At 59.1% G+C, this 25,292-nt stretch carries 26 protein-coding genes; 23 read left to right on the forward strand and 3 right to left on the reverse strand.

The features are described from left to right. The first annotated feature begins 372 nt into the window (after positions 1–372). The 9 genes from NKI73_RS08345 (at position 373) to NKI73_RS08385 (ending at position 14,699) form a co-directional block, all read left to right on the forward strand. Entirely contained in the window at positions 373–2,691 is a 2,319-nt protein-coding gene (locus NKI73_RS08345; RefSeq protein WP_352628485.1) for a S8 family serine peptidase, read from the forward strand. A 562-nt stretch (positions 2,692–3,253) separates the two neighbouring features. Further along, positions 3,254–5,248, forward strand: coding sequence for a phospholipase D-like domain-containing protein (locus NKI73_RS08350; RefSeq protein ID WP_352628487.1), 1,995 nt, complete (start codon positions 3,254–3,256; stop codon positions 5,246–5,248). Positions 5,249–5,323: 75 nt separating this feature from the next. Beyond that, complete coding sequence (locus NKI73_RS08355) at positions 5,324–5,869, forward strand: hypothetical protein (protein WP_352628488.1); 546 nt, start codon at positions 5,324–5,326, stop codon at positions 5,867–5,869. Beyond that, a complete protein-coding gene (locus tag NKI73_RS08360; RefSeq protein ID WP_352628489.1) occupies positions 5,866–6,912 on the forward strand; it encodes a hypothetical protein in 1,047 nt (348 codons plus the stop codon). The genes NKI73_RS08355 and NKI73_RS08360 overlap by 4 nt, the downstream gene beginning before the upstream one ends. A 728-nt stretch (positions 6,913–7,640) precedes the next feature. Next, on the forward strand, positions 7,641–8,795 hold the full coding sequence (locus tag NKI73_RS08365) for a phosphoribosyltransferase-like protein (protein WP_352628491.1): 1,155 nt from the start codon (positions 7,641–7,643) through the stop codon (positions 8,793–8,795). Positions 8,796–8,799: 4 nt separating this feature from the next. After that, positions 8,800–10,713 carry a hypothetical protein gene (locus NKI73_RS08370; RefSeq protein ID WP_352628493.1) on the forward strand — a complete coding sequence of 638 codons (1,914 nt, stop codon included), beginning with the start codon at positions 8,800–8,802 and terminating at the stop codon, positions 10,711–10,713. Positions 10,714–10,762: 49 nt separating this feature from the next. Further along, positions 10,763–11,803 (forward strand): hypothetical protein, encoded by a 1,041-nt coding sequence (locus tag NKI73_RS08375; RefSeq protein WP_352628495.1) that lies wholly within the window; start codon positions 10,763–10,765, stop codon positions 11,801–11,803. Then, positions 11,800–13,740 (forward strand): HAD family hydrolase, encoded by a 1,941-nt coding sequence (locus NKI73_RS08380; RefSeq protein WP_352628497.1) that lies wholly within the window; start codon positions 11,800–11,802, stop codon positions 13,738–13,740. The genes NKI73_RS08375 and NKI73_RS08380 overlap by 4 nt, the downstream gene beginning before the upstream one ends. Before the next feature lie 23 nt (positions 13,741–13,763). Beyond that, positions 13,764–14,699, forward strand: coding sequence for a PfkB family carbohydrate kinase (locus NKI73_RS08385; protein WP_352628499.1), 936 nt, complete (start codon positions 13,764–13,766; stop codon positions 14,697–14,699). A gap of 7 nt (positions 14,700–14,706) precedes the next feature. On the opposite strand, the gene ybiA is transcribed toward NKI73_RS08385, so the two are convergent. Continuing rightward, complete coding sequence (ybiA, locus tag NKI73_RS08390; protein ID WP_352628501.1) at positions 14,707–15,198, reverse strand: riboflavin biosynthesis intermediates N-glycosidase; 492 nt, start codon at positions 15,196–15,198, stop codon at positions 14,707–14,709. 46 nt (positions 15,199–15,244) lie between these two features. Here ybiA and NKI73_RS08395 point away from each other — a divergent pair, with 46 nt between their 5' ends. The 8 genes from NKI73_RS08395 to NKI73_RS08430 all read left to right on the forward strand — a co-directional run bounded on the left by NKI73_RS08395 (position 15,245) and on the right by NKI73_RS08430 (position 19,711). Next, complete coding sequence (locus NKI73_RS08395; RefSeq protein WP_352628503.1) at positions 15,245–15,628, forward strand: helix-turn-helix domain-containing protein; 384 nt, start codon at positions 15,245–15,247, stop codon at positions 15,626–15,628. Positions 15,629–16,730: 1,102 nt separating this feature from the next. After that, a complete protein-coding gene (locus NKI73_RS08400) occupies positions 16,731–17,033 on the forward strand; it encodes a hypothetical protein (protein ID WP_352628506.1) in 303 nt (100 codons plus the stop codon). A gap of 143 nt (positions 17,034–17,176) precedes the next feature. After that, positions 17,177–17,341 carry a hypothetical protein gene (locus tag NKI73_RS08405; protein ID WP_352628514.1) on the forward strand — a complete coding sequence of 55 codons (165 nt, stop codon included), beginning with the start codon at positions 17,177–17,179 and terminating at the stop codon, positions 17,339–17,341. Between the two features lie 14 nt (positions 17,342–17,355). Next, positions 17,356–17,487, forward strand: a complete 132-nt coding sequence (locus tag NKI73_RS08410; RefSeq protein WP_352628515.1) for a hypothetical protein — start codon at positions 17,356–17,358, stop codon at positions 17,485–17,487. 155 nt (positions 17,488–17,642) lie between these two features. Beyond that, positions 17,643–17,951: a hypothetical protein gene (locus NKI73_RS08415; protein ID WP_352628516.1), complete on the forward strand. Its 309-nt coding sequence runs from the start codon at positions 17,643–17,645 to the stop codon at positions 17,949–17,951. Positions 17,952–17,960: 9 nt separating this feature from the next. After that, positions 17,961–18,323 (forward strand): hypothetical protein, encoded by a 363-nt coding sequence (locus NKI73_RS08420; protein WP_352628518.1) that lies wholly within the window; start codon positions 17,961–17,963, stop codon positions 18,321–18,323. 732 nt (positions 18,324–19,055) lie between these two features. After that, positions 19,056–19,442, forward strand: a complete 387-nt coding sequence (locus NKI73_RS08425) for a sunset domain-containing protein (protein ID WP_352628520.1) — start codon at positions 19,056–19,058, stop codon at positions 19,440–19,442. Next, positions 19,439–19,711, forward strand: a complete 273-nt coding sequence (locus tag NKI73_RS08430; protein WP_352628522.1) for a hypothetical protein — start codon at positions 19,439–19,441, stop codon at positions 19,709–19,711. Before NKI73_RS08425 ends, NKI73_RS08430 begins: the two co-directional genes overlap by 4 nt. Positions 19,712–19,821: 110 nt before the next feature. On the opposite strand, the gene NKI73_RS08435 is transcribed toward NKI73_RS08430, so the two are convergent. Beyond that, entirely contained in the window at positions 19,822–20,013 is a 192-nt protein-coding gene (locus tag NKI73_RS08435; protein ID WP_352628524.1) for a hypothetical protein, read from the reverse strand. Positions 20,014–20,292: 279 nt separating this feature from the next. On the opposite strand from NKI73_RS08435, the gene NKI73_RS08440 reads away from it, so the two are divergent. From NKI73_RS08440 to NKI73_RS08465, 6 genes are all read left to right on the forward strand, one after another. Further along, complete coding sequence (locus NKI73_RS08440) at positions 20,293–20,877, forward strand: hypothetical protein (protein WP_352628526.1); 585 nt, start codon at positions 20,293–20,295, stop codon at positions 20,875–20,877. 5 nt (positions 20,878–20,882) lie between these two features. Next, positions 20,883–21,218, forward strand: a complete 336-nt coding sequence (locus tag NKI73_RS08445; protein ID WP_352628528.1) for a hypothetical protein — start codon at positions 20,883–20,885, stop codon at positions 21,216–21,218. Then, positions 21,218–21,499 carry a DUF4236 domain-containing protein gene (locus NKI73_RS08450; protein ID WP_352628530.1) on the forward strand — a complete coding sequence of 94 codons (282 nt, stop codon included), beginning with the start codon at positions 21,218–21,220 and terminating at the stop codon, positions 21,497–21,499. Before NKI73_RS08445 ends, NKI73_RS08450 begins: the two co-directional genes overlap by 1 nt. Positions 21,500–21,558: 59 nt before the next feature. After that, the gene (locus NKI73_RS08455; protein ID WP_352628531.1) at positions 21,559–21,963 is read left to right on the forward strand and encodes a thermonuclease family protein; all 405 of its coding nucleotides are present in this window, start codon (positions 21,559–21,561) and stop codon (positions 21,961–21,963) included. 276 nt (positions 21,964–22,239) lie between these two features. Beyond that, positions 22,240–22,386: an excalibur calcium-binding domain-containing protein gene (locus tag NKI73_RS08460; protein WP_196815027.1), complete on the forward strand. Its 147-nt coding sequence runs from the start codon at positions 22,240–22,242 to the stop codon at positions 22,384–22,386. Positions 22,387–22,765: 379 nt separating this feature from the next. Next, positions 22,766–23,110, forward strand: coding sequence for a hypothetical protein (locus tag NKI73_RS08465; RefSeq protein ID WP_352628533.1), 345 nt, complete (start codon positions 22,766–22,768; stop codon positions 23,108–23,110). A 64-nt stretch (positions 23,111–23,174) separates the two neighbouring features. Here NKI73_RS08465 and NKI73_RS08470 read toward each other — a convergent pair whose 3' ends face one another. Beyond that, a complete protein-coding gene (locus NKI73_RS08470) occupies positions 23,175–24,941 on the reverse strand; it encodes an adenylate/guanylate cyclase domain-containing protein (protein WP_352628535.1) in 1,767 nt (588 codons plus the stop codon). Between the last annotated feature and the right edge of the window lie 351 nt (positions 24,942–25,292).

Below are 25,292 nucleotides of genomic sequence, written 5' to 3' on the forward strand. Positions count from 1 at the left end.
GGGGATCAATGTCCGAACGAAACCTGAGGCGCGAAATGATTTCTCGCCAGACGCACCCGATCTTGCCTAATTCTATTTGCGCCAACGGCCCGCGTTTGAAAATGAAGTAGGGTGGACGGAGTTAGGCGCCGGGGGGATGTGCAATTTGCCGTCTTATCATCAAGGCAAGTTGCTGTATGAAATTCGATTGAGACAAGCAGACAGAATTTTACTAGAAATCCAGACTTGACCTTGCAGAGAAGCGAGACTTGAATATAGTGTTTGCCGGCATAAGGGACGAACTCGACCCTGTTCGATGTCATGCTTTGCATACTGCGGCATACAGCGCCGACCCACTTCGGCTTTTAATGATCCTTTCCGAGAAGTCTGGCGATGACTCAAACGCTCAAGGTCTACGATGTCGATCGCAAGACGATCGAGGCGACGCCCGGGGCACGGGTTCTCGCCACTTACCCTGCTTTCCTCGTGGCGCAGGTCGATGACACGGCCATTAACGATGTCCGCCAAGGGCGACTGACCGAAGACATCAGCGACCAATACGTAATCGAAGGCGCCGATGGCGGTATCGACACGAACATCCCGCGCATCACAGCGACGGGTGAAGCCAAAGCCCATCCCCGATATCGCGGCGCGCTGACCCTGCCGCCGGGGCCGCATCACTATCTGGTTCAGTTCGTCGGCCCCATCAAGAAGGCCTGGCTTTCAGCTGTTCGCGGCGCCGGGGGTGAGATCGTCGCGCCGTGGTCGGGTTTCACCATGGTCGTTCGCTTGGACCTCAAGTCTGTGTCCAAGGTGGCTGCTCTGCCTTCCGTGCGATGGATGGGCCACCTGCCCTACTCGGCGCGACTGTCGCCGCAGGCGACCGGCCGCAAAGAGGAAAAACCCGATCCGCTGACCCCGCGTTCGCAGTATCTGCCAGGTGCCTATGCCCTACAGTTCTTCCGCAGAGACTTGGCTGAAAAGGCGCTATCCAAGGTTCGTCGTCTCGGCTTCGAAATTCTCGATTTCCCGCCGAAATCTCCCATGATGATTGTGCGCGCCAAGGGTTCCAGCAAGGGCAAGGGTGACCGGCTTGAGGTGCGGTTGCGTGACTTGTCGCGGGTCCACGGCGTGCGGAACATCGCGCCGCAACCGATCCGACGCACGTCCAATGACCAGGCTGCGGTGATCATGGGGTCGGCGGTCAGTCTGGCCGCGACAAATGCCAGCGGTCTCGGTCTCGCGGGCGCGGGCGAGATCATCGCGGTGTGCGACACCGGTCTCGACAACGGCGACCCCAAGACAATCCACCCGGACTTCAAAGGCCGCGTGGTCGCCATCAAGAGTTATCCCATGGGGGCTTATTACGCGCCCTACGTCAAGAATCCCGGTAGTGATGACGGCCCAGCAGACCTTGATAGCGGACACGGTACGCATACCTCAGGCTCGGTACTTGGCGATGGCACCGGTAGCGCAAACCTTCCCGGCTTGGTCGGTCCGGTCCGCGGACTTTCCTACAAGGCCAAATTGGTGTTCCAAGCTGTCGAACAGGAAATGAAGTGGAAGGATCCCAGCGACAATGAAAAGTCCGGCCGCTACCTGCTGTCCGGTCTACCTGCGGACCTTAAGACACTCTTCGCCTGGGCCTATCAACAGGGCGCGCGCGTTCACTCCAACTCCTGGGGCGGCGGCGATCCCGGCGCCTATGACGATCAGTGCCAGCAACTCGATCAGTTCGTTTGGGATCATCCCGATTTCTGCATCCTGTTTGCAGCGGGTAACGACGGCTCCGACAGAAATGGCGACGGCGTTGTCGATGCCGGAAGCGTCACCTCACCGGGTACGGCCAAGAACTGCATCACTGTCGGAGCGAGCGAAAACAACCGTCCCGGTTCGCCGGGGACTTACGGAAAATATTGGCCGAACGACTATCCGAGCCCACCCCTTCACGACGACGCGCTTGCGGACAATCCGAACCAGATGGTGGCTTTCTCGAGCCGGGGGCCAACAGCTGACAACCGGATTAAACCAGATGTCGTCGCGCCGGGCACTTACATTCTATCGACACGATCGCGCGTGGTGGCCTCCAACCAGTGGGGCTACGGTCGCTTCGGTTCGTCGACCCTTTACATGCTCGACAGCGGCACCAGCATGGCCACGCCATTGACGGCCGGCGCGGTGGGCATCATCCGCGAATACCTGCGCAAGAAAGCCAACATTACCAGCCCGTCAGCCGCGCTTGTCAAAGCGACCCTGATCGCCGGTGCGGTCAGCCTAAACGGCGCTCAACGCCCCAATAACGACGAGGGACATGGGCGGGTGAACCTCGACGCAGTGCTTACGCCTCGCCCGCCGCTGAGAAACCTCTTTCATGAAGGAGTCGGCCTCGCTACCGGCACCCAAATGGAACGTATCCTGACCCTGGGTCCAGCCTCCGGTCCGCTTCGTGTGGTCCTTGCCTATTCCGACTTCCCGGGACCTCGTCTCGTCAACAACCTCAACGTGATCCTTACAGGACCCGATGGTGTCAACCACTTGGGCAATGCAGCCGCAGGAGCCACTCAGTTCGACGCTGCTAATAACGTTGAGGTCATCGACATCGACGTGGCGTCCGCTGGCGACTGGCGCGTCCGGGTGGTAGCTTCGAATGTACCCAACGGTCCGCAACCCTTCGCGCTAGCCGTAATTGGGTCGGCGGTCTGGGCTGCTTGACCTGCCGGCCTTTCGAGGTCTCAAGGGCCATTCGTCGACTAAGGGGCGGAATGTCCACTTCGTTCACGGGCGCTTAAGGGCTGATAAAATCAGGGCGGTTCCGCAAGCACATAGTGCGGTCTAAAAACAAGGGAGGTGATGATGTCGACGGACGTGTATCGCTATGAGTTAACAGAAAAAGCCGGCGCCAATACAATTTTGAATTTTGGTCAATGATCAGCCTGGTCCATTCAACGACTGAGGAGGAAGGGGAGCCGACGTCACCTGGAGGGCGATCTCCTTGAATTCGGCGGTCCCGGGAAGCACGACCAGAGGCGCCGCGCGCGGACAGGAGGCTCCGGCTTTCGCAGTCAACGCCACCTCCAGTGCGCTTATGCAAAATAAATACTGGAAAGGACCTTTACTTTAGCGTTTGCTTCTGAAGTATAATATGAGGCTAGAAACTAGCTCATTTGCATAACAGAGCGACTGTTTAAAACATTTAGTCCCGCATTTTAAGCGAACGAGGTCGATATCGGCCTTGGTTCTATGGTGGCGCGCGTCTTTCTTGTGAGAGGGCAAGATGGTGCAAATCGTCAAGGCTACTGCAATCGTCAATAACGAGGTCGCCTTCCTAGCGTGGCGAACCGATCCAGATCCGATTCCGGACTGCCTTGGCTTCCACATTGTTCGCCAAATCCTGAAGGATGATAGCGACGACATTGTCGAAGAGCGGCCTCTTGCTGCATACGTTGCCTTCGACGGTCAATCCAACCCCGACTGGCAGGCGCAGAATACCACCATCTGGCCGGTGCAGAAATTCAACTGGCGAGATCTCACGTTGCGGCGCCGCCGTGACCAGGCAGGGCTGCGACAGGAAAATGAGCGGCTGCGCTACAGTATTCGCCCAGTGGGGCGCTTTCGGTCAGGACTGGAAGAAGTCGTACCGGTGCCGAGCAGCCACAAGGACGCCAAGACCGGGCAGTTCGTCGAGCATCACTACAACGGTAAGCCCATCCGCCTGGGCTATCTAGGGCCGGCAGCGCTCACCAACATTGTTGTGGCTACCCGCCGCGTCGGTCCCTTCATCTCGACGTTCACCAACGGCATTCTGTCGACGCAATTCCTGATCCGGGTCCTTGAGGAGGATGACGGCAAAATCGGACCCGGCGAGTTGGAAGCCCGTCTCCGTGACCCCGGCGACAAGCTGCGACGCTACCTCGCAGGCGACGTGCCGACGACGATGACCGAGTTCCTGAGCCGGCCTGGCGGGCACTTCCATGCAGCACTATACGAGCTCGAGGACCGGCAACTTGTCTCTTTGCTGGAGGCCGCAGCGCCACGGATGCAGTTGATCCTTTCCGATGCCGGCAAGCGGGACGGCAAGGATAAAACCACAGGCAAACCGACCCACACATACGACACCCGAAACGACGATGCCCGTGCGGCCTTGCGTGCCATTGCAAGCGAGCCGAACGCCAAGTTCATCATGCAGGACCGGCTATTCAACGGCACCAGTCATATCGGCCATAACAAGTTCGTCGTCTGGTCCGATGACCAGGGGCCGAAGGCGGTGCTCACGGGATCGACGAACTGGACCTGGAGCGGCATCTGCGGCCAGAGCAACAACTGCATCGTCATCGAGGATGCCGGTGTGGCAGACGCCTATCTGAAGTACTGGCAGCGTCTCTTCGACAACCCTTTGCACCAGCCAGCCAAGCCCTCCGACCCGAACCCCGGTGCCGACCAGGGCGACACTCTCAAGGAAAGCAATCTTAGCCCTGTCACAGGCAATCTGATCAACGGCGCAAGCTTCGAATGCTGGTATTCGCCCAATGTGCCAAAGAAGCAGCAACCGCCCTCGGCGAAGGCCAAGATCCAGCCCCCGCCCCCGCCGGACCTGAGCCGGTTGTTTTCCCTGATGCGCAAGGCTCACAAGATCATCCTGTTCGCCGTGTTTCTTCCCTCGAAGGCCGGCGTGCATTCGATCATCTCGCAAGCCATCGACCTCGGCCTTGCCGACGCCAAGCTTGAGGTCGTTGGCGCGGTGTCCGATCCGTTGGCCTGGGGCTACCAGCCGTCCGGCAAAGATGCGAATGGCAACCCCCTGGTGCCGGCCTCTCCCTACATCATCCGGCAGGGTGGCGTGAACGTGGTCCGCGCCACAGCGCTGACCGACAAAGACATCGGCCGTCAACTCGGTAACTTCGTGAACGATGAGATCCTAAGTGCCGGCAAGGCGATCATCCACGACAAGATCCTGGTCATCGACCCCCTCGATCCAGAGAACTGCCTTGTCGCGTTCGGCAGCCACAATCTGGGTTACAAGGCTTCGTATTCGAACGACGAGAACCTGACCATAATTCAGCGCGACCCGGCGCTCGCCAAGGCTTACGCAACGCATGTGCTCGATGTGTTCGACCACTACCGCTTCCGAGCGGCCGAAGCCGAGGAGTCGGCCGCCCTGAAGCGGAAAGGCATTTCGGCACCGGCGGACCCTACAGAGGGGTTCCTGAAGACGACTGCCAGCTGGCAGGATAAGGCGGACAGGCGCATATCGGAGTATTTCGCGGGATAGGTTTTCGCGGCAATCCAACGTCCGCGAAGGCCAGCAGGATCGTTCAGCAAACGAGAGTCACCAAGGTTTGCCACAATGGCCGACAGGCTGGTTATGATTATCCGACACGCCGAAAAACCGCTTCCGGAACAGCCGGAACTCGGTGTCGATGAACTTGGCCAGGCTGACGACAAGTCGTTGACCGTGCGCGGCTGGCAACGTGCCGGCGCTCTTGCCCACCTGTTTTTCGATCCTCCGCCCCCGCTGCAGGTGCCGGTCGCCATCGTTGCCTCGGCGCCGATCAAGAAAGACGGCAGCGGCATGCGAAGCCTGCGGCCAACACAAACCGTCGCGCCTCTCGCGCGGCGCCTGCAACTCGTCCCTGACACCACCTTTTCCAAGGGGCAAGAGGAACAGGCGGGACCCGCGATTCTGCAGCACCCCTCCCCTGTGCTCGTGAGCTGGCAACATGAGGCGATTCCACGCCTGGCAGCTGTAATCGTCGCATCGACCGCGATCGCCCCAGCTGTGTGGGACGACGCGGACTACGACAGCATCTGGCTGCTGACTTTTTCCGAAGCCGACCGGCGCTGGGCGTTCCAGAGCGAAAACGAGCGCCTCTTGGCAGGAGATAGGCTATGACACTGGCTCCCCCGGCGAAGGCCAAACCCAAGACCAAAGCCGAGCCCAAAACCTTTGGCGACTATGCGAAGTTCGTCCGCGACTGGATCGGGTTCCCCGCCGCGGTGATCACGGCAATCACCGCACTGTTCGTGCCGGCCAAAAACAACGCCCTCGCTGTCCTGGGCTGGGACGCGCCAACACTGTCCTTGGACTATCAGTATGTCGATAGCCTCAACCTTGGCCTGGACGACACTGCCATTGCGCAACAACCCAACGAGGTCTTCGTCAGCGTGCCGGTGTACCACTACACCCTGACGAACGCAGGACCGACAGCGGCAACCGTCAGGCCGCAGCTGACCTGTTCGACGGATAAGCTGAATGGCCACTTTAATCTGATCGATATAGCAACGACCAAGCGGCAGTTAAGTGATTTCAAGTTGTCGGCCGCTGAATCGGTTTTCGTGAACATCGTGTTGGCGGAATCCGGAACTACCGAAGATGGGTACCAAGCCGCCGAGAAGCCTTTCACCTGTGAGATGGCGTATGCCGACAAATATGGGTTTAAGAATCTGGTTATGCCGTTTGATGACGGGCAGCCGAAAAAGGAAAAGCCGAAAAAGACCTTGAGCATTAACCCCCTCTCGTTGGGAGGTGTTGATGACCGAAGAATTGGACTGAGAGAGCTTTATTGCCCCGACATGGTGCGTGGCCTCGATCTGGGCAGCGGTCCCATCGACTGCCTTTCCGACAAGCAGATTCTTGCAATCGATCCCGTCTACCTATGGGAAAGCGCGCTGCAGCGAGTGTTGCGGCAGGCTAGCGATTTCCGGCAGGCGACGGCCGGAACGGCGCCCCGGACCCCTGGCCTCATTCTGACGGGATGCGACGACCCGATTTGCGCGACCAAGACCGAGGAGATGTTGGGCACGCTGCATTCGTTCACGCCCGCACTATCTGTCTGGTTGTGTCCGGATAAGCCGCCCGGCCAAGACCAGAAGCCGCCGGCGAAGGTTGTCCTTGATGTCGTTTGCAAGGAACACACCTTCCCCGCCCCGCCCTGACGTGCAGCCTGCGGTGCCACACAGCGGCCTAGCGGTTGACGTGGCGCTTGCAATTTAAGTGCACAGGCCCAACCGGCGTCCCCCCGCAAATCGGAGCGCCCTTTGAGAACTGCGGCGATCAATCGTTCTCATCGCGCCGAAACAACTTGCGGCGCAGATAATTGCTATGAGCAGGAGTTAGCTGCTGATCGCTTGCTTGTCGCAGGCAATCTGAGCTGTCGTGGAGCCCGCGGAATGTGGCCAGGACCGGGCTGCACCCATTGAGCTTTTGTGCGCGACCTCATCAGACGGAAGGATCAGGTTTGCCTATCTAGCTGTGGCGCCTATTTTACTGCGCGGCCGCAAGCTATAGCGCGATTGGAATGTCTGCTTTGAGGCTACGGAAGACCCGATCTCAATGACCGACCTTGAGGCGCTTACCGGCCGAAAACTTTGACGCCGGCATGCCGATGAAGCGGACGTCTATCGCCCGCGCAGTCTCATGCGATCCGGATATCACGGTCCTGAAAATTCCTACCGCGCCTGGCGGCAAGATATCGACGGACGCAGGACCAGCTCAACAAGCCAGTCGTATTCCATTGATTAGCCTAATGCCTTCCGAAATGCTTGGACAGAATTGTCGAAAGCCGGTTCTCGCCTTATAAATCCTGTATGAGTGAAAGAATCCCAACCGATTCTCGAAAAATCCACGAGAACCAAACATTTAGCCTGACGAGATTATCACTTCGATGATCAACACCCTTGCATTAAATCTCGTAGCCGATGTGATGAAATGGGACAACGAAGTCGCCACCGAAGAGTACGCATGGCTGCGCCTCATCTCATCGATGAAATACGACGGCTACTCGGACTTCCGCGCCGGGATCCGTTTCCTCGAAAGCCTGGTGTCATGGCTGCGCCATTTCGCCGAGGCCGATCGTCCCACTGCCTACGGATTCATCAAGACCCGCCTCGTCTACATCTCGACGCTCGAGATGCAGCGCGTGATCGAGACGTTCATCCCGGAGACGGTAACCCCCTACCTACGCGGCTCCGTCGGCGAGGAGCTTGGCATCAAGCCCTACGAGGTGTGGAAGACAGCGGAAGCCGCAGCGGCCTTCAGGATGCGTCTGCGCCGCTGCCTCTTCGTCGGACTCAGCGACGGCAGCCGGATCGACGTGCTCCGGCGAGCTAACGCTGGGCGTCTCTCGCAAGAGCAGGTCGTGCCAATGATGAACGTAGACAACGACAAGTGGAAGAGCCTATCCGACGACTTGAAGGAAGAGCTCGGGGGCAACGCGCGTTTTAGCGATGTCTACCTCATCGACGACTTTACCGCCTCAGGCACGACCTTCATCCGCTTCCCTGAGGGCAAGCCCAAGGGCAAGCTCCACAAATTCGAGAAAATTGTCCAGGACGCCAAGAAACGCCTCAAAGGCGACTTCCCTTTGGCTGAGGGCTACACGATCCACATCCACCATTACATATCGACCAAGCAAGCGCATGACGCCCTGGTGGAGCGAGTTGCCGAGGCGAGCGAGAAGCTCGATAATAGGAGCTTTGGGCGGGCCCTTATTACTGAGGGCATGCTGCTACCGAGCGACCTAAAGATCGCCACGATCGACAAGGCGACTAGAGTCGCGACGCCGACCCGAGAAGCCGATGAGCCAATCATAGACCTATGCGGGCGTTACTACGATCACGACCTTTACCTGCGTCTCGAAAAGCACTGCACGGAGGCAGGACAAACCGACATGAAATACGGCTATGCCGACTGCGCGCTGCCGCTGATCCTAGAACACAACACACCGAACAACACCATCCCGATTCTTTGGGCGGAGACCGACGGCAAGCACGGGCAGCGCATGCATCCGCTCTATTTCCGCCGCGACAGACACGGTTGACGCGATGGCCAATCCCTTCCTTCGCCGCGCGACCGAATACGTCCGGGAGGACGAGTCCTTCCTTTCGATCGTTAGCCCCGCTCCGCTTACGACCTTCCTCGCCACCAGCCGTAACAAGGACGACATGTTCGAGGTGCCAGTCCGCATCATCGGCGCCCCGGGCAGCGGCAAGACAATGCTCGCTACCTTGGCCGAGTTCCGGATGGTAGAGACAATCCTCAAGGACGAGACCAACGCCACCAACCGCACGCTGGCGGATGCCCTCGCACAGGCAGGCTTTCTAAAGAATGGAAAGCCTCATGTCGCCGCCGTACGGGTCCCCATGGAATCCGAATACAGAGAATTCTGGGAACTCCCCTACGATGCCACCGTCAAAACGAAGCTCGCCTTCTGGCTTGTACAGGCGCGAGCCATGCTCGGCCTCATCCGCAATCTTACTGCGAACAGGACGCGGAATATTGACGCCATCGAGTTCATCCCGCGGGCCAACTACGAAGCCCATCTAGAGCAAATTGGCGGCCTGTCCGCCCTAGGCATCCGCGACCGGGCGCTCGCTGTCCAGCGTGCCATCTACGCTGTCGGCGCGGGCCTCCGGGCGCCAAAGCTCGAGGATCTTCCGGTCGACGCCACCGCGCCCTACGCGCCGTTCGACGCTATCAGCCGAATTCGCATTGAGTGGAATGGTGAGATCATCGAGATGAGCCCGTTGGTCATGCTCGACGACGTCCACGCGCTGCACCATGATCAGCTTGAAGCAATGTTCGGCATGCTCTCGCACAGGGAGATGAAGTTCGGCCGTTGGATGATGATGCGGCTCGACGCGTTCAGTCCCGGCGCAGTTATGCGCTCGCCGGCCATCCAGCCCACGCACAACCGCGCAACCGGGCGTGACTTCGTCGATATCCTCATGCAGGGCGACGAGAAGAAGGACGCCTCGCGTCGCCAGTTTCGGACCATGGCGCGCGACATGGCCAAGCGATACCTACCGATGGTCGAGGGTCTTCGCAATCGCAACGCAACCGACATCGACCGTCTCGTCCCCAGCGAGCCGCCGAAGCTGAGCCCCGGCCAGGTCAAGGAACTCGAAGGCCGCGTCGCCAAAGACCAGAACAAGCTGAAGATCGGACCAACTCGGCGCAATGAGATAGATGAAATCGTCGACGACTTCATTAAACGCACGAAATCCTACGACGACGGGCCTGAGGTTGCGCTTGCGATGAAGCGCATACTACTGCACCGCTACTCGGTTCGTGTCGCACGCTCGACACCCTCGTTGTTTGAAGAGATCGACCCAGATCCCAAGACGCCGCTGAAGGCCGACGCGGACGTTGCACACGGCGCTCGGTTGCATCTTCATCACGAATACGGCCGACCACTCCACTACGGCGTCGATGACGTCTGCGACGCTAGCAACGAAAATGCCGAGGTCTTCCTGCAGTTCGCCGGCGCACTCGTCGCCAACGTCGAGACCCGGGCGATCCGCAACAATCCCCTGGCCCTGTCAGCGCGCGACCAGCAATCGATCCTGATCGATAAGGCGAAGTCTATTATGGACGCGTGGGCGTTTCCTTACGCTCAGCGTGTGCGCGCCATGGTGGATGCGATCGGCCATGACTGCCGAGAGGAGTCGCTCCTTCCCAACGCCCCACTTGGGGCGGGCGCCAACGCCATAGCCATCCTTGAAGAGGAAATGGAGTCACTGTCCTTCGACGACGAACTTGGCTCGGTACTGAAATACGCGATCGCCAACGGCGCGATTACTATCGAGCGCAACTACGGGCAGGGCAATAAACTCTGGGCGCTCATCGAAATCAGCGGCACAGTCGGACTGGTATACGGCCTGACCTTCAATCGTGGCGGCTTCCTGCCGCAGAAGATTGACTATCTGCGCAGGGTTACTGGGCTTGCCAATGCGTAGGCACTGGCACAACTGCATTGTTAATTTTGACGAGGCAGTAGATGGCTTCGTGGCCGACTACTTCGCCGACGCATCGCGCCGCGTCCTGCTCGTGGCAGCGGCGGGTTTCGACCCTCGGTCGCGCCGCGTCTCCAAGATGCTGGCCGACACTCTCGGCGACCGCTTGTCGGCGGTCTTTATCCGAGAGGAGCGACCCGGAGCGTCCGACGCATTGATTCAAGAGGCCGACACAAACGAGAGCGCCCTCAGGGTTATCGTCCAGAAGTGCACCGTCTTAAGGGTCGATGTCTTCGCCGACGACGGAGCGCCGGTCGGCGGCTCGCGAATCGTGTCGCTGCTCGGACAACACCCAGTCGCCGGCGATGTGACAGATGTGATCCTCGACCTCAGCGCCCTCTCCATCGGGGTCGGCTTTCCGGTCGCTAGGATGCTTCTTGAGGATTGCGAAGCGGCCAGCAATCGCGCCTTCCACCTCATGATCGTCTCGAACCCGGAAATGGACGACAAGATTTCGAGCGTGCCGTCGAGCCGAGCCGGGTCGGTCAAGGGCTTCTCTCTGCCGGTTGAGGCTGATGGCCAAGGACTGGCGCAAGTCTGGATCCCGCAACTCACGCGTGGATGCACCTCGGCGCTCACCCAGATCGGCGCGGCAATCGGACGCTGCTACAAGATCTGCCCACTCCTGCCCTTCCCGGCCCGTAATCCGCGCCGAGCCGACGACCTGCTCTCCGAATACCGGACCGCCCTCGTCGACGAGTGGGAGGTGGATCCGAGGGACGTCGTCTACGCCTCCGAGCGCAACCCGCTTGATTGCTTCCGTACGCTCTCGACCTTGAAGACGCGATTCGACCTTACCATGAAGGGGACCTATGAACCCCGTATGGTTCTCTCGCCCGTCGGCAGCAAGGTGCTCGCTGCCGGTGCCCTGATGGCCGCCATAGAGCACGAGATGGCCGTGCAGTATCTCGAGACTGAGAGCTACCTCTTCCGTCCTGAACCGACGCCGACCGACCTACCGGATATGACAGTTCACCTAATCCTTTCCGGACCGCTCTATGCTGGCTACGATCAAGCGGCAGGACCGTCATGACGACTCCGGTCTTTAGTGCAAAGCTGGATGCGCTGCCTGCCACTCTCGAGCTCTTTCGTGATTATGACGCGGGTGGTCTTGCCGCGGCCTTGGCAGCGGGGTTCCGGTGCCACGCGCTCTCGATTGGATCCGGCGGATCCGCGATTGCGGCGGAGTATCTAGTTCGATGTCGGGACACGCTTGGTCTCGGCCCCACGACCGTGCAGACCCCAATGCAGGCAGTGCTTGATCAACATGATCTGACGGAGAGCGACGTCTGGCTGTTCAGCGCTGGTGGCGAAAATCCCGACGCTGCAGCTGCCTCACGAGCGGCGCTTGATCGCAAAGCCCGTAGCATCCATCTCGTCACACGCAATCCCGACGGAGCCGCCGCCTACATCGTCGAAAAAGGCGGCGGCTCCGTCCATGTCGTGCCGGTCGCCGAGCCCAAGGACGGTTACCTCGCCACCCATTCCCTTCTGTCTTCCGTCGTCGGCTTGCTCCTCGCCTGCGACCAGGCTTCGCGGGATCCTCGTGGAACAATACTCCTTCTAGACGCGCTCTCCTCGCGCCTTACGGACATGCGCGATCCCGCCACGAGGACGTCACGCACCGCCGCCATGTCACACCTGCGGCGCACGGACACCGTCGTTGTCACCGCCGATCCCCTTCTCAGGCCGACTGCGGTATTATTCGACACCTCGATCTGGGAGGCGGCGTTATGCCACGTGCAGACGGCCGACTTCCGGAACTTGGCCCACGGCCGGCATGCCTGGCTGCATCATCGCCTGACCGAAACGCTCATCCTCGCCCTAACTGGCACCGACTCCCGCGCGACGTGGGCGGCGATGGAAACTTTACTCCCGATGTCGCTTCACCGTCTCACGCTTGATTTCGGATCTTGTGGTCGTCTCGATAACGCCTTTTCGCTGATCGACGGGCTGGGCATGATCGAGGCCATGGGAACAGTTCTTGGGATCGATCCTGGTAAGCCCGGCATTGGTGAGTTCGGGCGATCGGTATATGAAGACCCTTCTCTTGCCAATCTCGCTAACGCGATGCCTTCGCACGTTCGCCATAAGCGCGCAGCGATCGCTAAGTGGGATGCCCACGATCCCGCTGATGATCCCCTATACGTTATCGGACGCAGTCGCCTGGACACCCTGTCCCAAGCAGAGATCGGCGGCGCCGTTTTCGACTACGATGGCACCATCGTCACCACCGTGGGGCGCTGGTCGGTTCCGGACCAGGCGATCGTCGACGAGCTGGTGCGCCTCCACCGCGCAGGTCTGGCGATCGGGTTCGCGACTGGCCGTGGCGGCTCGGCTGGCGAAGATCTTCGGAAGGTCCTTCCGGCCGAAATGCTGCCCTCGATCCCGATCGGCTACTACAATGGAGGCTATCTCCGGACTGCGGACGTCGACATCGACCACGATCATCCGCCCGCCGATCCAGCGATTGCGGAGACCGCAGAGTGGCTGCGCCAGCGTGGGGAACTCTTTCTCCAGCACGAGTTCAAGCACCGCGAGGTCCAGATCACCGTCGACATGGACCGTCTCTGCCAGCCCTACAGGTTCACCGTCGACATGGAGGCCTGCCCGCCCTTCGCCGACAATCGGGTCCGGGTTACCGGGTCGGGCCACAGCTACGATATCATTCCGGCGACCTCGACCAAGCTCGTCGTCGTCGATGCCCTCCGGGGTCAACTGCCGGCTTGGGCGGAGGTACTCTGTTTCGGGGACAGCGGATCACGCCCCGGCAATGATTACGCACTCCTCTCCCATCGGTTCGGGATCAGCGTTGGTGAAGTCTGCGGAGCGGCGAATGGGTGCTGGTCTCTGTTCGGGGCAGACCCGATCGGTCCTGACGCCGTTCTCAAGATCCTTCGCGCCCTGGTATCATCCGAGAATGGCAGGATTCGCTTGGACGTCGCATCACTTGGGCTCGACAGGCGATGAAAGGCCGATACACAAGGTTGGATATGCTAGACTCAACCTGCCATTACGACCATCGCGTCGACGTTGTCGGAACCGGCTTCACGGTCCTTGACCGCGTCTATGCCGACGGCGACCTGACGGAAGAGGCATTAGGCGGATCTTGCGGGAACGTTCTCGTCTCGCTGGCCATGCTGCGTCGTCATGTTGCGCCGGTCCTTGCGCTCGGTGACGATGATACGGGTACGCGCCTGATCGACGAGTTCATGCAGGCAGGAGCGACTATCCGCTATATCACGCGGCGCCCCGACTTGCGGTCTCCCGTCCTGGCACAGGAACTGGACACCGCGTCGGGTCGACACGACTTCAGCTTCGTCTGCCCGGAGACCTGTGAGGACCTGCCTCGCTATCAGCCGATCAGCGAGACGGAGCTCGCGTTCGCGCTACCGATGTTGGCTCATTGCACTGTCTTCTATGCCGACCGTCTATCGGACAACATCCTCGAAGCGATGAGGGCAGCGGGTGAAGCGGGCGCGATCATATTCTTCGAACCATCGGCTTTCGAGGAGAGTGAGGTTTTCGACGAAGCGCTGAGACTCACCACCATCCTCAAATATTCGGAGGACCGACTGGGAGAACGTCTTTCGGGCCGCCTAACCGACTGCGTCCGTATAGTTACCTATGGCGCTGCCGGCCTCGAGGTCCGCGATCGTGGCGAAGCGATCTGGTGCGAGGCGATCGACGCCCCGACGGTCCTGGACACGTGCGGATCAGGCGACATGGTGAGTGTGGGCGTCATCGACTGGATGCTGACCAAGCAATTCAAGACCGCTTGCCTGAAGGCGACCGACTTGCTCGAAGGGATCGTCGCCGGTCAACGCCTCGCAGCTGAGAACTGTGCCTTTGCGGGTGCCCGCGGGCTTTTCAAGAGGCGAGGCGCAAACTACGTTCGTGAGATCCTGAGCATACGCGAGAGATTTTAAGCGCTGTTCACTCGGCGGCGACTAGGCCGGCCTCATTTTCATCGGCACCGGTACGGAGTTCGTTGCGGATTTCCATCAGCAACTCGCCAAGCATGTTCCGTCCAACGCCGTTGACCTCGCCCCACAGCCGATTGACCTCGTTGTCGGCGGTCGCGCTCTCCACGAGCCTGGCATCGCCCGTGCGTAAGAGCAATCTTCGTAAATCAGGGTGCTGGGTGAACTTGGCCCGAAGGACCGCCCGCATACGATCGAACTTAGTCGTAGACCAGCCTGGAGCGATGTCCCAGTAGTACAGGCCGTGAGCTGCCATGGCGAGGAGCGCGGCAGACGGCGCTTCCATGAGCCATTTCCGCACGGCCGGCTTGCGGGCCTTTCCCGCCTGGTACGCATGCTCGCTGGTAGCGAACACCTCCCCCTCGAACACTACGTTCCGCCGATAGAGATTGCTGAACGCGCCGTAGGGCTTTTCGCTCGCCCGGTAGAACCGGATTTCATCCATTGTTACATCCTTGCAAATTTAATTGCCATAGATCATGCTAATTTGCATGAAGCCAAGTAGCAAGCAAATACGCGATCTCCAGAAGCGAATTTTTCTCGCTCGGACGAAAAGAAATCTGAGCTACGCCGACCTAGCCAAGATGGCGCGGGTGCATGCCAGTCAGGTCAGCAGAATTTGCGCAGGAGACTTCAAGACGCTTAGCAACAACGTCGTGCAAATATGCAAGATGCTCAGGGTCAAGGTTCCCCGCCTTGAGGAGGAAGACGACATGGATGCCGAATGGGCGAAAGCGCACGCGAGCCTTCGCCGCATCTGGGACGAGACGCCGGAGGGCGCAGCAACGATCAGGCGAGTGCTTGACGCCATTGCGGATTTGCGCGCCTCCGCTTCCTCCAATGACGCCGGGCCGTTGCCTAACGATTGTCCGTGATCGGCGACCTGCCGGTCTGTTAACCGATAGACGCAGGCGCATGAAGTCGGTGGAGCTGCGGATCTTAGTAGTGACGGCGGCAAAAGTATGCACTACGGGCTGAACGTGCAAACAAGCGGCGTCCCAATCTCTCGAACCGTCAGCGCTCCCTACCTTCGATGGCAGCTTTCAGGGCCGCGCCTTCGCTTCCGAATGACCGAGATGAGGCGCAAAGCTGCCGTTCACCCGCTAGCAAGTGCGTCACATTTGGGTCAGCGCTTGGGGGCTAAAATCCTTGAGGACGTCCGTGAGTGTGAAATGGGTATTTCACACTATTAGCACCACAGATACGTTTCTTAAAGGCAGCTAACCCAACGCGAAAGCACGCAGCGGGCCGAACCCTGCTGTGCGCCTTGGCTAAATAAGAAAATCCTAATAAGGATTACCCTCGGATCGGGGGTCGTGGCGTGGGGGAAGATCCTAGTTTCAGCAAGGCAATGGCCGAACTCGCTGCTATGCGCGCCAGAGGCGAGGTAGACCAATCAGACTTTGAGGCTGCGCGCGCGCTTCTTTGGCAGCGCTACAGCGTTGGATCCGTGCAGCGAAGGGCGGCGCCAGCACCGCCTCCGAGACGGAACGGCCTGTTTAGCGCGCATAGGCAGCCAATATCAGGACGACCTGTTGAACCAAAGCACGATCCCGAAGCGGCGAAAGCCGTCCAGACAGAACCGATCAACCAAGGCAGGAGGTCCGCTCAGTCCTGGGTTTCCGCCATCATACTGGTTGTGCTCGGCGTTCTAGCTCTCAAAGCTTGCGAACCGACCCCCCCAAAGTCTGCAATGGAAGACTCCTTAGGTAATCCGTGCCTGTCTGTTCAGAACGGATCAAACCCAGATCTGGTCACCAAGGTCGCTGAAACTCTCAAAAACCCAAGCTCGTTTGAGCACGTGCAAACCAAAGTTCTCCCGGTCGACAGGAAGGGCCAACATACGATCGTCATGGAGTATCGATCTCGGAACGGGCTCGGCGATCTCAAAACCGGATACGCAACCGCAGCCTTGCGAAATCTTGATTGCGGGCTTCTGTCCTGGAGCCATCTCTAACGCTACCGGCGGGAATGAAAATGATCAAAGGCGCAATTGCTGGATTCTTGTTGGCTCTCACGACGCTGCCCTCAATGGCCGGCGATTTCGGCGGGCTGACGCTTGCCTCGACCTGCGCCCAGTACAACGAATCATCAGCGTTGGACCGTGTTGGCTTCGTCCACGACTTGATCGTTGGGACAAGTACGACAACGGGCACCGATTACCTCGCCCACCGCGTTGACATCCAAGCCTGCGTTGCAGCCACATTCGCTCCGCCCTGCGCAACTGATACAGCCATCCGCGACGTGTTGGCGGCATGCATGCTAATGGTAGGCCAATGATTTCGTGGCCGGGAGCCCGCCACCAAGCGCGGGATCGCGTATTTCAAGGAAATTGAATCTTGGCCCGTTTTGAGCGAAGGCAGAGACGCGGCTCTGAAAGACTTATGAATGCTAGGCAGTCGGGCGTATCGCTAGAGGACGCCATGGATGCGCTGGTTTCCTCCTATCCGGCTGGTGCTCATAAGTATGTGCGAAAGTTAGTGGTGGACGCGTATTCAATTCCCCGCTTCAACAGCCCTGAATATCAGCAGCGTGCGATTGCCGAGTTTCGCGATGACGCCCATCTCGCATGCCTCAAGGTTGAGTGAGAAGGAGGCTGGTCATGGCAGTGCGCAATGGCAAGACGGCATATCCGAAGATCGGGGTCTGGTTGGACATCGAAGCTGGCGACATCCATGTTAGCATCGAAGGTCACGGCCTTTCGACGGTGAACGCAAATGCCGCCAGCGCCTGAGCAATCCGCATCTGTTCGACAAGCTGGCGAGAGCTCTTCGCGACAGCGGTAAGCCTCACCCGACAATCATAGAATAGCTGCCGCCCTTTCGGGGGCGAAGCTTGCGCGCACGGCACATATGCGCAAGTATTGTCGGGGAGTGGGACCAAATATCTATGATGCGCAAAGCACTGGTCGCGTCGACCATCGCCTCAATTATTTTATGGCAAAATCCGGACGAAGCCTTCGCTGGAAACGCGATTCCGGCAAACGTGAAAGTGCTGCTGAATGCCGAAGGTGCGCTCAACGAACTGTGCCGCGGTGGATCGGGCGACGATCCAAAGACCTTGCAAGCCTGCGATGATCGCAATGCCGTTGAGACGAGGCTGTATGCAGCAGGTTGGTGCTACGGAAAGCGCGGCCAAGCTGGCTACCAAATGAAGTGGCATAGATGTACGGCTAATTCGCTTCATCAAGGTGACTAGGACTCAACAGTGGCCGCATTGAAGGTAATCGCAGGCTTGATCCTAATGGCTTCTACCGCCTCGGCCGGAGCCGTCGAATGCCGCTCGGCAGCTGGCATCTTAAACGGCCTGCGTGTGGCTGCAGTACGTCAGGCCAATCTTCGCGGAACGACTATGACGCTTACCGGCAAATTGGCGGGTAAATCCATGCCGCAACGGTCCTTGCCGTGCGTAGCACTGGCCAAGGGTGTTTTCTGCGGGAAGTCTTTTGGCCCGGTCAACGTCAGTGTAATGACGAATGGGACCAGGATGATCGAAATTGTTACCGACTCGGCGACCAAGAATGAGTTGGCAAGTTTCGCGTATGTATGCCGTGCCGTATTCCGCCTCTAGCACGGACTTTTTTTGAGGATGACAAAGTGCGAAACCAAGCCGGCCTTTTGCTGGCGATCGCGCTAGCGATCAGCTCGCCTAGCAATGCTGAAACGGTGAGCGAATATTGCAACACTGCGGTCGAGATCGCCCGAATTGTAATGGATCAGCATCAACAGCCAAAGCACACGGCGCCGAGCCGAGGGAGCGGTTTGCCAAAAACTCACTCATCGCGCGAAGGACCAAGCGCTCGCATAAGCGAACGAGCGGGAAACCCTGCGAAACCAAATCGCGAAAGCGTACAAAAACCTGGCTGAGATGTCCGAACGCCTCAAGGCCGCAGATCTCGCGGACGGGCGCTTGCAAATGTACCGCCCGCACTATGGAGGCAATTTCTCTTGCCCAATCTGTTGGGTGGAACGCGGCACTGTCAGGATGCTCCGTCCCGAAGAGGAGCCGAGCCATCAGTACCGCTGCAAAGCATGCGGTTTCACCGAACTGAAATGATCAATGACAGAAAAAGCACGTCGTCAGGCGCCAAAAAGCCCCGCCGGCCGGAGCCAGCGGGCGTAAAACATCATCAAAGGGGTGACGAGGGTTTGAATTCTCGTCGTAGAATAAATTAGATGAAGCTCACTTTGGGGGCAACTAGTCCTTACGGCCTAGCGCGCGTACCCAGCCCCATTAGCCCTAGCTAAACCTCTCTGGACTCACTGCCGCTTTGGAAGCATTCTTCCCTCGGGGAGAAGGGGTGTGGGCAAAGTCCAGCGTCATAGTGGTGCCGACCAGGCTGACCGCTGGCGAAGAAACGCCAGGAGGCGTCGAGGGTGGTTGTGGCGATGGCAATATCTGCTTGCGCTGGTGATGGTCCCCCTAGCCACGTTTCTCACCGTGAACCCACAAGCTCTCGATAGTGCCGCCGGCGTCGTCCCTGCCGGCTGGCTCATTGGCATAGCCGGCGGCGGCGCGGGTAGCTGCGAGATCAAAGGCAACATCTCGATTAATACCGGCGAGCGCATCTACCATGTGCCGGGCCAAGAGCATTATTCCGAAACCAAGATCAGCCCGCAGTATGGCGAACGCTGGTTCTGCAGTGAGTCAGAGGCGCGCGCTGCAGGCTGGCGCAAGGCGAGGCGATGACGGACACCAGTCAATGGCCGGCCGTCCCGGTCTACAGCCCTCGTGATTACGCTCTCATCCTCAAGCTTTCGGAAGTTGGTGATCTGCCGCCAACGTGGGAGGAGTGGTGGGAGAATTTCAAAGCGTCTGAATCTGAGCAACGCCGCCAAGGTTTTCCCGCTATCAGAGTGAGCGTCCACGCAGGCAAATTCAAAGCCTGGCTCCAGGACAACTCGCTCTCGTCATCCGAACAGCCCGGCAGCAATTCGCTCAGCAACGGCTGGATTTGAAACGAGCCCGGAAAGCAGAGCGTGCGGGATCACCATGGACAACGTGGGCGCAGGCGCCGGTCCTTCCGACACACTGGACGCATAGGCCGTTGGAGGTGCTAGCCTATCTGCTACTGACGATCGCAATGGGCACTTTGCTGCTCGCGCTGTCCCATATCGCTCACGGCGGCCCATAAGTCGCGGCGACCATGCGGGGGGAAGTGCCAGTGCCGGAATAGGTCGAGATCCCGCTGCTTCTCTGCCTCGCGCGCTTTCCTGTAGACCTCAGGCAGCGGTTGCCAGTCGGCCGACTTGACCTTCATGCACCACTTCTCCTGGCGATATCCCCAATGCCAAGATACCAACGATCTCGGACCCATCAAACCACGTCGAAACGTTCAGCTTGGGGAATGCAACACCCGTGCCGCCCACCACGTTTTCTCGTGTCGTGATCGCCTGGACCCTTTGCCCATGGCGTACAGCCCTTGCCTGGCCGTTCCGTCAATTCACTGTCTCGCATCTTCAACCCCACGGACCGATGGATAATAACGGGGCATCTCTGGCGTTACAGGCAAGTTTACGAACTGCCAGCAGGCGGAGTTTTGCAGAATTTGCCAGATTTGTTCTTCACTCTTGCGCCGATTTCAACTTTAGGAGATGTTAACTCAGCCATGGGAGGGCTGGGGATGAAAATAAAAGCATTCATGGCACTTGGTGCCGTGGCAGCGCTATGCGGCTGTCAAACAAGCAATCAAGCCGACTACATGCAAATCGGATACGGGCCAAGTTTCGAGGTCGCGCACGCTCAGTGCGAGATGCGGAAAGGATCGGTAGACCAAGGTTATCTTGCCATCGGATCGCCGGCCTTTGTGGCTGGAGCGGGTATTGGCAACGCACTTGGCAACTTAGCCGCAGAAGACCAGTACATGAAGAACTGCCTGATCCTGAGCGGTTGGAAGCGCGCTCCGCATGGCCAGGGTACAGCCGCCGCAGCGGCTGTTGCCACTGGTGCGCCGCCGACACCCTATGGAACACAGCGCGCACCGGGCAGTTGGATCAATACGGCGCTGCTGGACTGGTCAGACGCGAATAACAAGTGCGTCGCCGGCGACAAGGCCGCGTGTGGAACGCGAGCGAAGCTTGGTGCGCAACTAAGAGCCGCCGGTATAAACCCGGCGCCGGTCTAGGGGCCATGCAGCGGAACCTGGCGATCTGCCTTGGTATCGTTCTGGTGCTGAGCGGCTGCGCAGCGGACTATCTCAATCACTACGACAGCGTGACGCTCGCTGCCGGCGATTCCAATCGCGCCAACAGCCTCGCCCAGACGGTCGACCCATTCAATCCGAATAGCCAGAACACGAACATCGAGGGAGACGGGCAGCGCATTGCTGTTATCGTTCGACAATATCGGGGGCCGGCCAATGCCGCCCCAGCCGTGGCGAACTGTCCGAAGGACGGCAGCACGGCCGCCGATGGTTCGCGGTGCGGCGGGCGCTCCGCTGAAAGCCGTCCAGGGGGAGCAATGTAATGAGCTTTCGATTTCGTCGCCGCTTCAAGATCGCCCCAGGCCTCAGGCTAAACGTTGGCAGGAAAAGCCTGAGTGTTCGGGCAGGAGTCAAAGGCTTTGGGCTGACGTCGGGAACAGCCGGTAGCCGCATGAGTGGTGGAGTTCCCGGCACCGGGCTCAGCTACACGAAAAGGCTTGGCGCGAAAGATACCGCGCCAGCCGTGGAAGAGGATGTGAGCCAGGCACCCGGGTCGCGCCCAAGTCTTTTGGTCCGGCTATTTGTGGGGGGTTCAAGATGGTAGCAGGCATATTGCTCCTCGGCTTCCTCGCACGATTGTTGGGATAATGATGGGTCGCAAGCGTGGACAAGTACCGATACGACAATCGATCTGATCGCTGGCGAAACCGAAACGGCGCCAAGCATAGCCGTGCGCGCCGATGGGCGAGCGTGCCGTTACGTCTGATCTTGGTGACTGCAGTTGCGGCTGGTGCTCTGGCCGCGCAGACCGCCATCGAGCACAGCGAAAGGCTGCCAGAGATCAATGCATCGAACTGGTTCGGCTCGAAGCCGGCGCCGATCACCGGTGTTGCCTCTGTGATAGACGGCGACACGATCGAGATCCACGGGCAGCGCATACGCTTCAATGGCATCGACGCCCCCGAGAGCAAGCAGTATTGCGACGACGCCAAAGGGTTCGAATATCCTTGCGGCCGACTAGCGGCCGAGGCGCTCGACAGGTTCCTTGCGACCTCCAAGCCCGCGTAGTGCTCCTTTGTTTCCTGGGATCGTTACGGCCGATATGTCGGCGATTGCAAGCGTGCTGACGGCGCCAGCGTGGCCGCGTGGGTGGTCGAGCATGGCCAGGCCTTGGATTGGCCCCGCTACAGTCACGGGGCCTATGCCAAGCAACAGGGGAAGGCCGAGGCGGCCAAGGTCGGCCTTTGGATCGGAAAATTTCAAGTGCCCTGGGAATGGCGCGCAGCGCACGCTGATGGCACTCGACCGGCTACCCGCCAACCCCTGGGCCTGATCAGCAGGCAAGTGGCACAAAGCTACTCCTGCCAACCGCGGCGAACCTGTCCGCAGATCAGTTCGTGCAATGAAGCAAATTGGTATCTGGCCAATTGTTCTTGGGGCGGCAAGCTCGATCGCGATAAGGACGGCATTCCGTGCGAGAGCTTATGCTGACAAGACGGCTGAAGGCCGCCAACGAGACCTGACCCTTGGGGGACTTTGGAATGAATATCTGGTTGTCGGTGCTCTTAGCTCTCCTGTGTTCTACAGCGCCCGCTTTGACCCAGAGCGCGTCGCAAAATTGCAAGGTCTTGATAGGTCCGCTGTCGAGTTCGAACCAGTCGGTCCGGTATCTCTACGACGTTTTGAAAGAATCCGGCACAGTGACTAGCTCTGTCGTCACGACCGGATCTTTTGGGTCCGAAGAGTCTGCGTCGCTCCTTCAATTGGCCGAGGCAATCCAAAGGCTCACCAACGAGATGGGCGATTACCTCGGTGGCAGAAAATACTGAGGATACGATCCGCAGCTGCGCGCGCAAGTAGGAATCCTCTCTTGCAAATTCCTGCTGCTGAAGGAATGAAGGTCATCTCGATGATTTCGAAACGTGCTCGAAAAACTGCCGCATTTGTCTTAGTGGCGGTTCTCTCGCCGTCCTTGGCATTTGCGCAATTCGGTCGCGCCCCTGACGGAGAACCGGCGGAGATAGCCCAGCAGATCATTCAGGATAACTTCTCCGCCGACACTTGTCCCCTAGTGATCGACGCTCGCCGCCTCGGCGATGGCACGATTACCGCGACGTGCAACAACGACGAGACTTTTCGAGTCTTTTCGTTGGACGGAAACGGGGTGGCGATGAGATGTGCAGCAGCTAGACAGATGGGCATTTCAGGCTGCTAGGGCGGCGAAGAGTCGCGAATGTTTGAGTCTTTCAACATAGGAAGCGGCCCCCTTGCTATGCCGCCTAATCTGACAGGCCCGCCAGACGCCAGCCATCAACATACGGCTGCGCATCGCTAGGGCTCTTGAAAGGTGAGTTCGCCACCAAATCACCGACCCTCCAATTTGGATTGCCCGCAAGAAATAGGCGGGCTTCCTCCTGTGCCTCAGGAACGCGACCGGCAAGCGCAAGCGCGGGAACCAGGTGCTCCCTCGAACCCGTCCCGTACGTTTCTTCCCGGCTCAAGGACGCAACAGCTTCTTCATAGTGACCCGAGGAAATCTGCGCCATTCCCATGATCCAGAAATACCAACCGGGTGGACGAGGATTTATACGGAGCGCCGCGCCACACGCTATCAGCGCCGCTTGCGGATCGCCTAAGTAGATCTGAAGCTCACCCATCCATGCAACCGCATCTGCATTGTTGGGATTAAGCCGAACGGCAGCATCGAATTGGGATTTTGCTTCATCCCAATTGCGCTCATAAAGCTGAACACAGCCCAGGATCCTACGAGCGTGGGAATCGTCGTGATCGATTTCCACGGCCCGTTGCGCGTGTATCAGAGCCTTTGCGCGGCCGGGGTCCTGTGGCTCTCCCCAGACAATCCAGCCAAATAGCAGTGAGATGGCAAGATTGCTGTGCCCCTCGCAGTAGTTTGGATCGATCTGAACGGCACGTTCCAAGTCAGCACACGCCTCACTGTTGTCCGATCTGGAATTGTTGCACTTGCCTCGCGACCTAACGCAAAGATCATAGGCTTCGAGATTTGACGGTCGGGAACGGGCAACAAGTTTCTTTTCACCAAGCTTGCCAGAAATCGCTACAACAACGCGTCGCGTGACCTCGTCCTGAACGTCGAAGATGTCGGCGATTTCGCGGTCGAAGCGCTCGGCCCACACGTGATTGCCGCCTTCCGCCGCATTGATAAGCTGCACATTGACGCGCAACCGCTTGTTGGATCGCCGGGCGCTGCCCTCGAGAACATATTTGACGCCTAGATCGCGAGCGATCTGACGGATGTCGGTGGGCTTGCCTTTATAGGCAAAGGTGGAGTTGCGGGCGATGACGAAGAAGCCGGACACATTCGACAGATCGGTGATGATGTCCTCCGTCAGCCCGTCGGTGAAAAATTCCTGTTCGGAATCGCCACTCATGTTGATGAAGGGCAGCACAGCAATCGAAGGCTTGTCGGGCGGTGCGAGCGGCTGCGAAAGCTTCTCCGGCACGTTGGCCTCCGCCGGTGCCGCGGGCTTTGCCTTGGAGGGAACGCCGACCTGTAGAGAATAAACCCGGACGGGCTCGGTGATGTTCTTGAGCTGAACCTCACCGCGATCGTTGATCGCGATATCCAGCCTTGACTTAACCTGCCAATAGGCTTGCTCGGAAAGACAGATATTGCCAGGTTCGCAGATGCCTTCTAGGCGCGCGGCGATATTGACGCCATCGCCCATCAGGTCGCCATCGCGTTCCTGCACGACGTCGCCCAAGTGAATTCCGATCCGGAACTCGATGCGGCGATCATGCGGCACCCCGGCATTGCGCTCAAGCATGGCGTTCTGCACTTCGATCGCACAGCGCACTGCTTCCACCACGCTGCTGAACTCGACTAGGCTTCCGTCGCCTGTGCGCTTGACGACGCGACCACGATGAACGGCGATGGTAGGATCGATGAGATCGCTGCGCAGCGCCCGCAGCCGTGCCAAGATGCGATCTTCATCCGCGCCGGCTAGCCGGCTGTAGCCGACCACATCCGAGACCAGGATCGCTGCTATTTTACGGGTCTCCCTCATGTCGTGCTCCCTCCATCCAGTCTGGCACTACTGCCGAGCCAAAGGAAGATAGCTCCGAGCCATTGGTCGGATGGTCCGCGTAGGATCGACTCCAGTCGTTCGAGACAAATGTCGTGCGCACAACTTGGCCGTGGCCTATCCGTTAGCGATGTCCGCTTTTGGTGAATGGATGGGACTGTGGGAATGACTGTCATTGAGGCGCATTCCGGATCGACAACTTTGGGGCCGTCTCCGGACGGTCCGGTTGTGGTGAGCGTACCGCGGATAGCGGTCGTTCGGACCCAGTAGGCAAAGTTTGCCGATCCGTCTACGACTCCATCGTGGTCATTCGGAACGAATTTGCGAATACAC

This window comes from Mesorhizobium sp. M0496 (assembly GCF_040321205.1).
Lineage (GTDB): Bacteria > Pseudomonadota > Alphaproteobacteria > Rhizobiales > Rhizobiaceae > Mesorhizobium.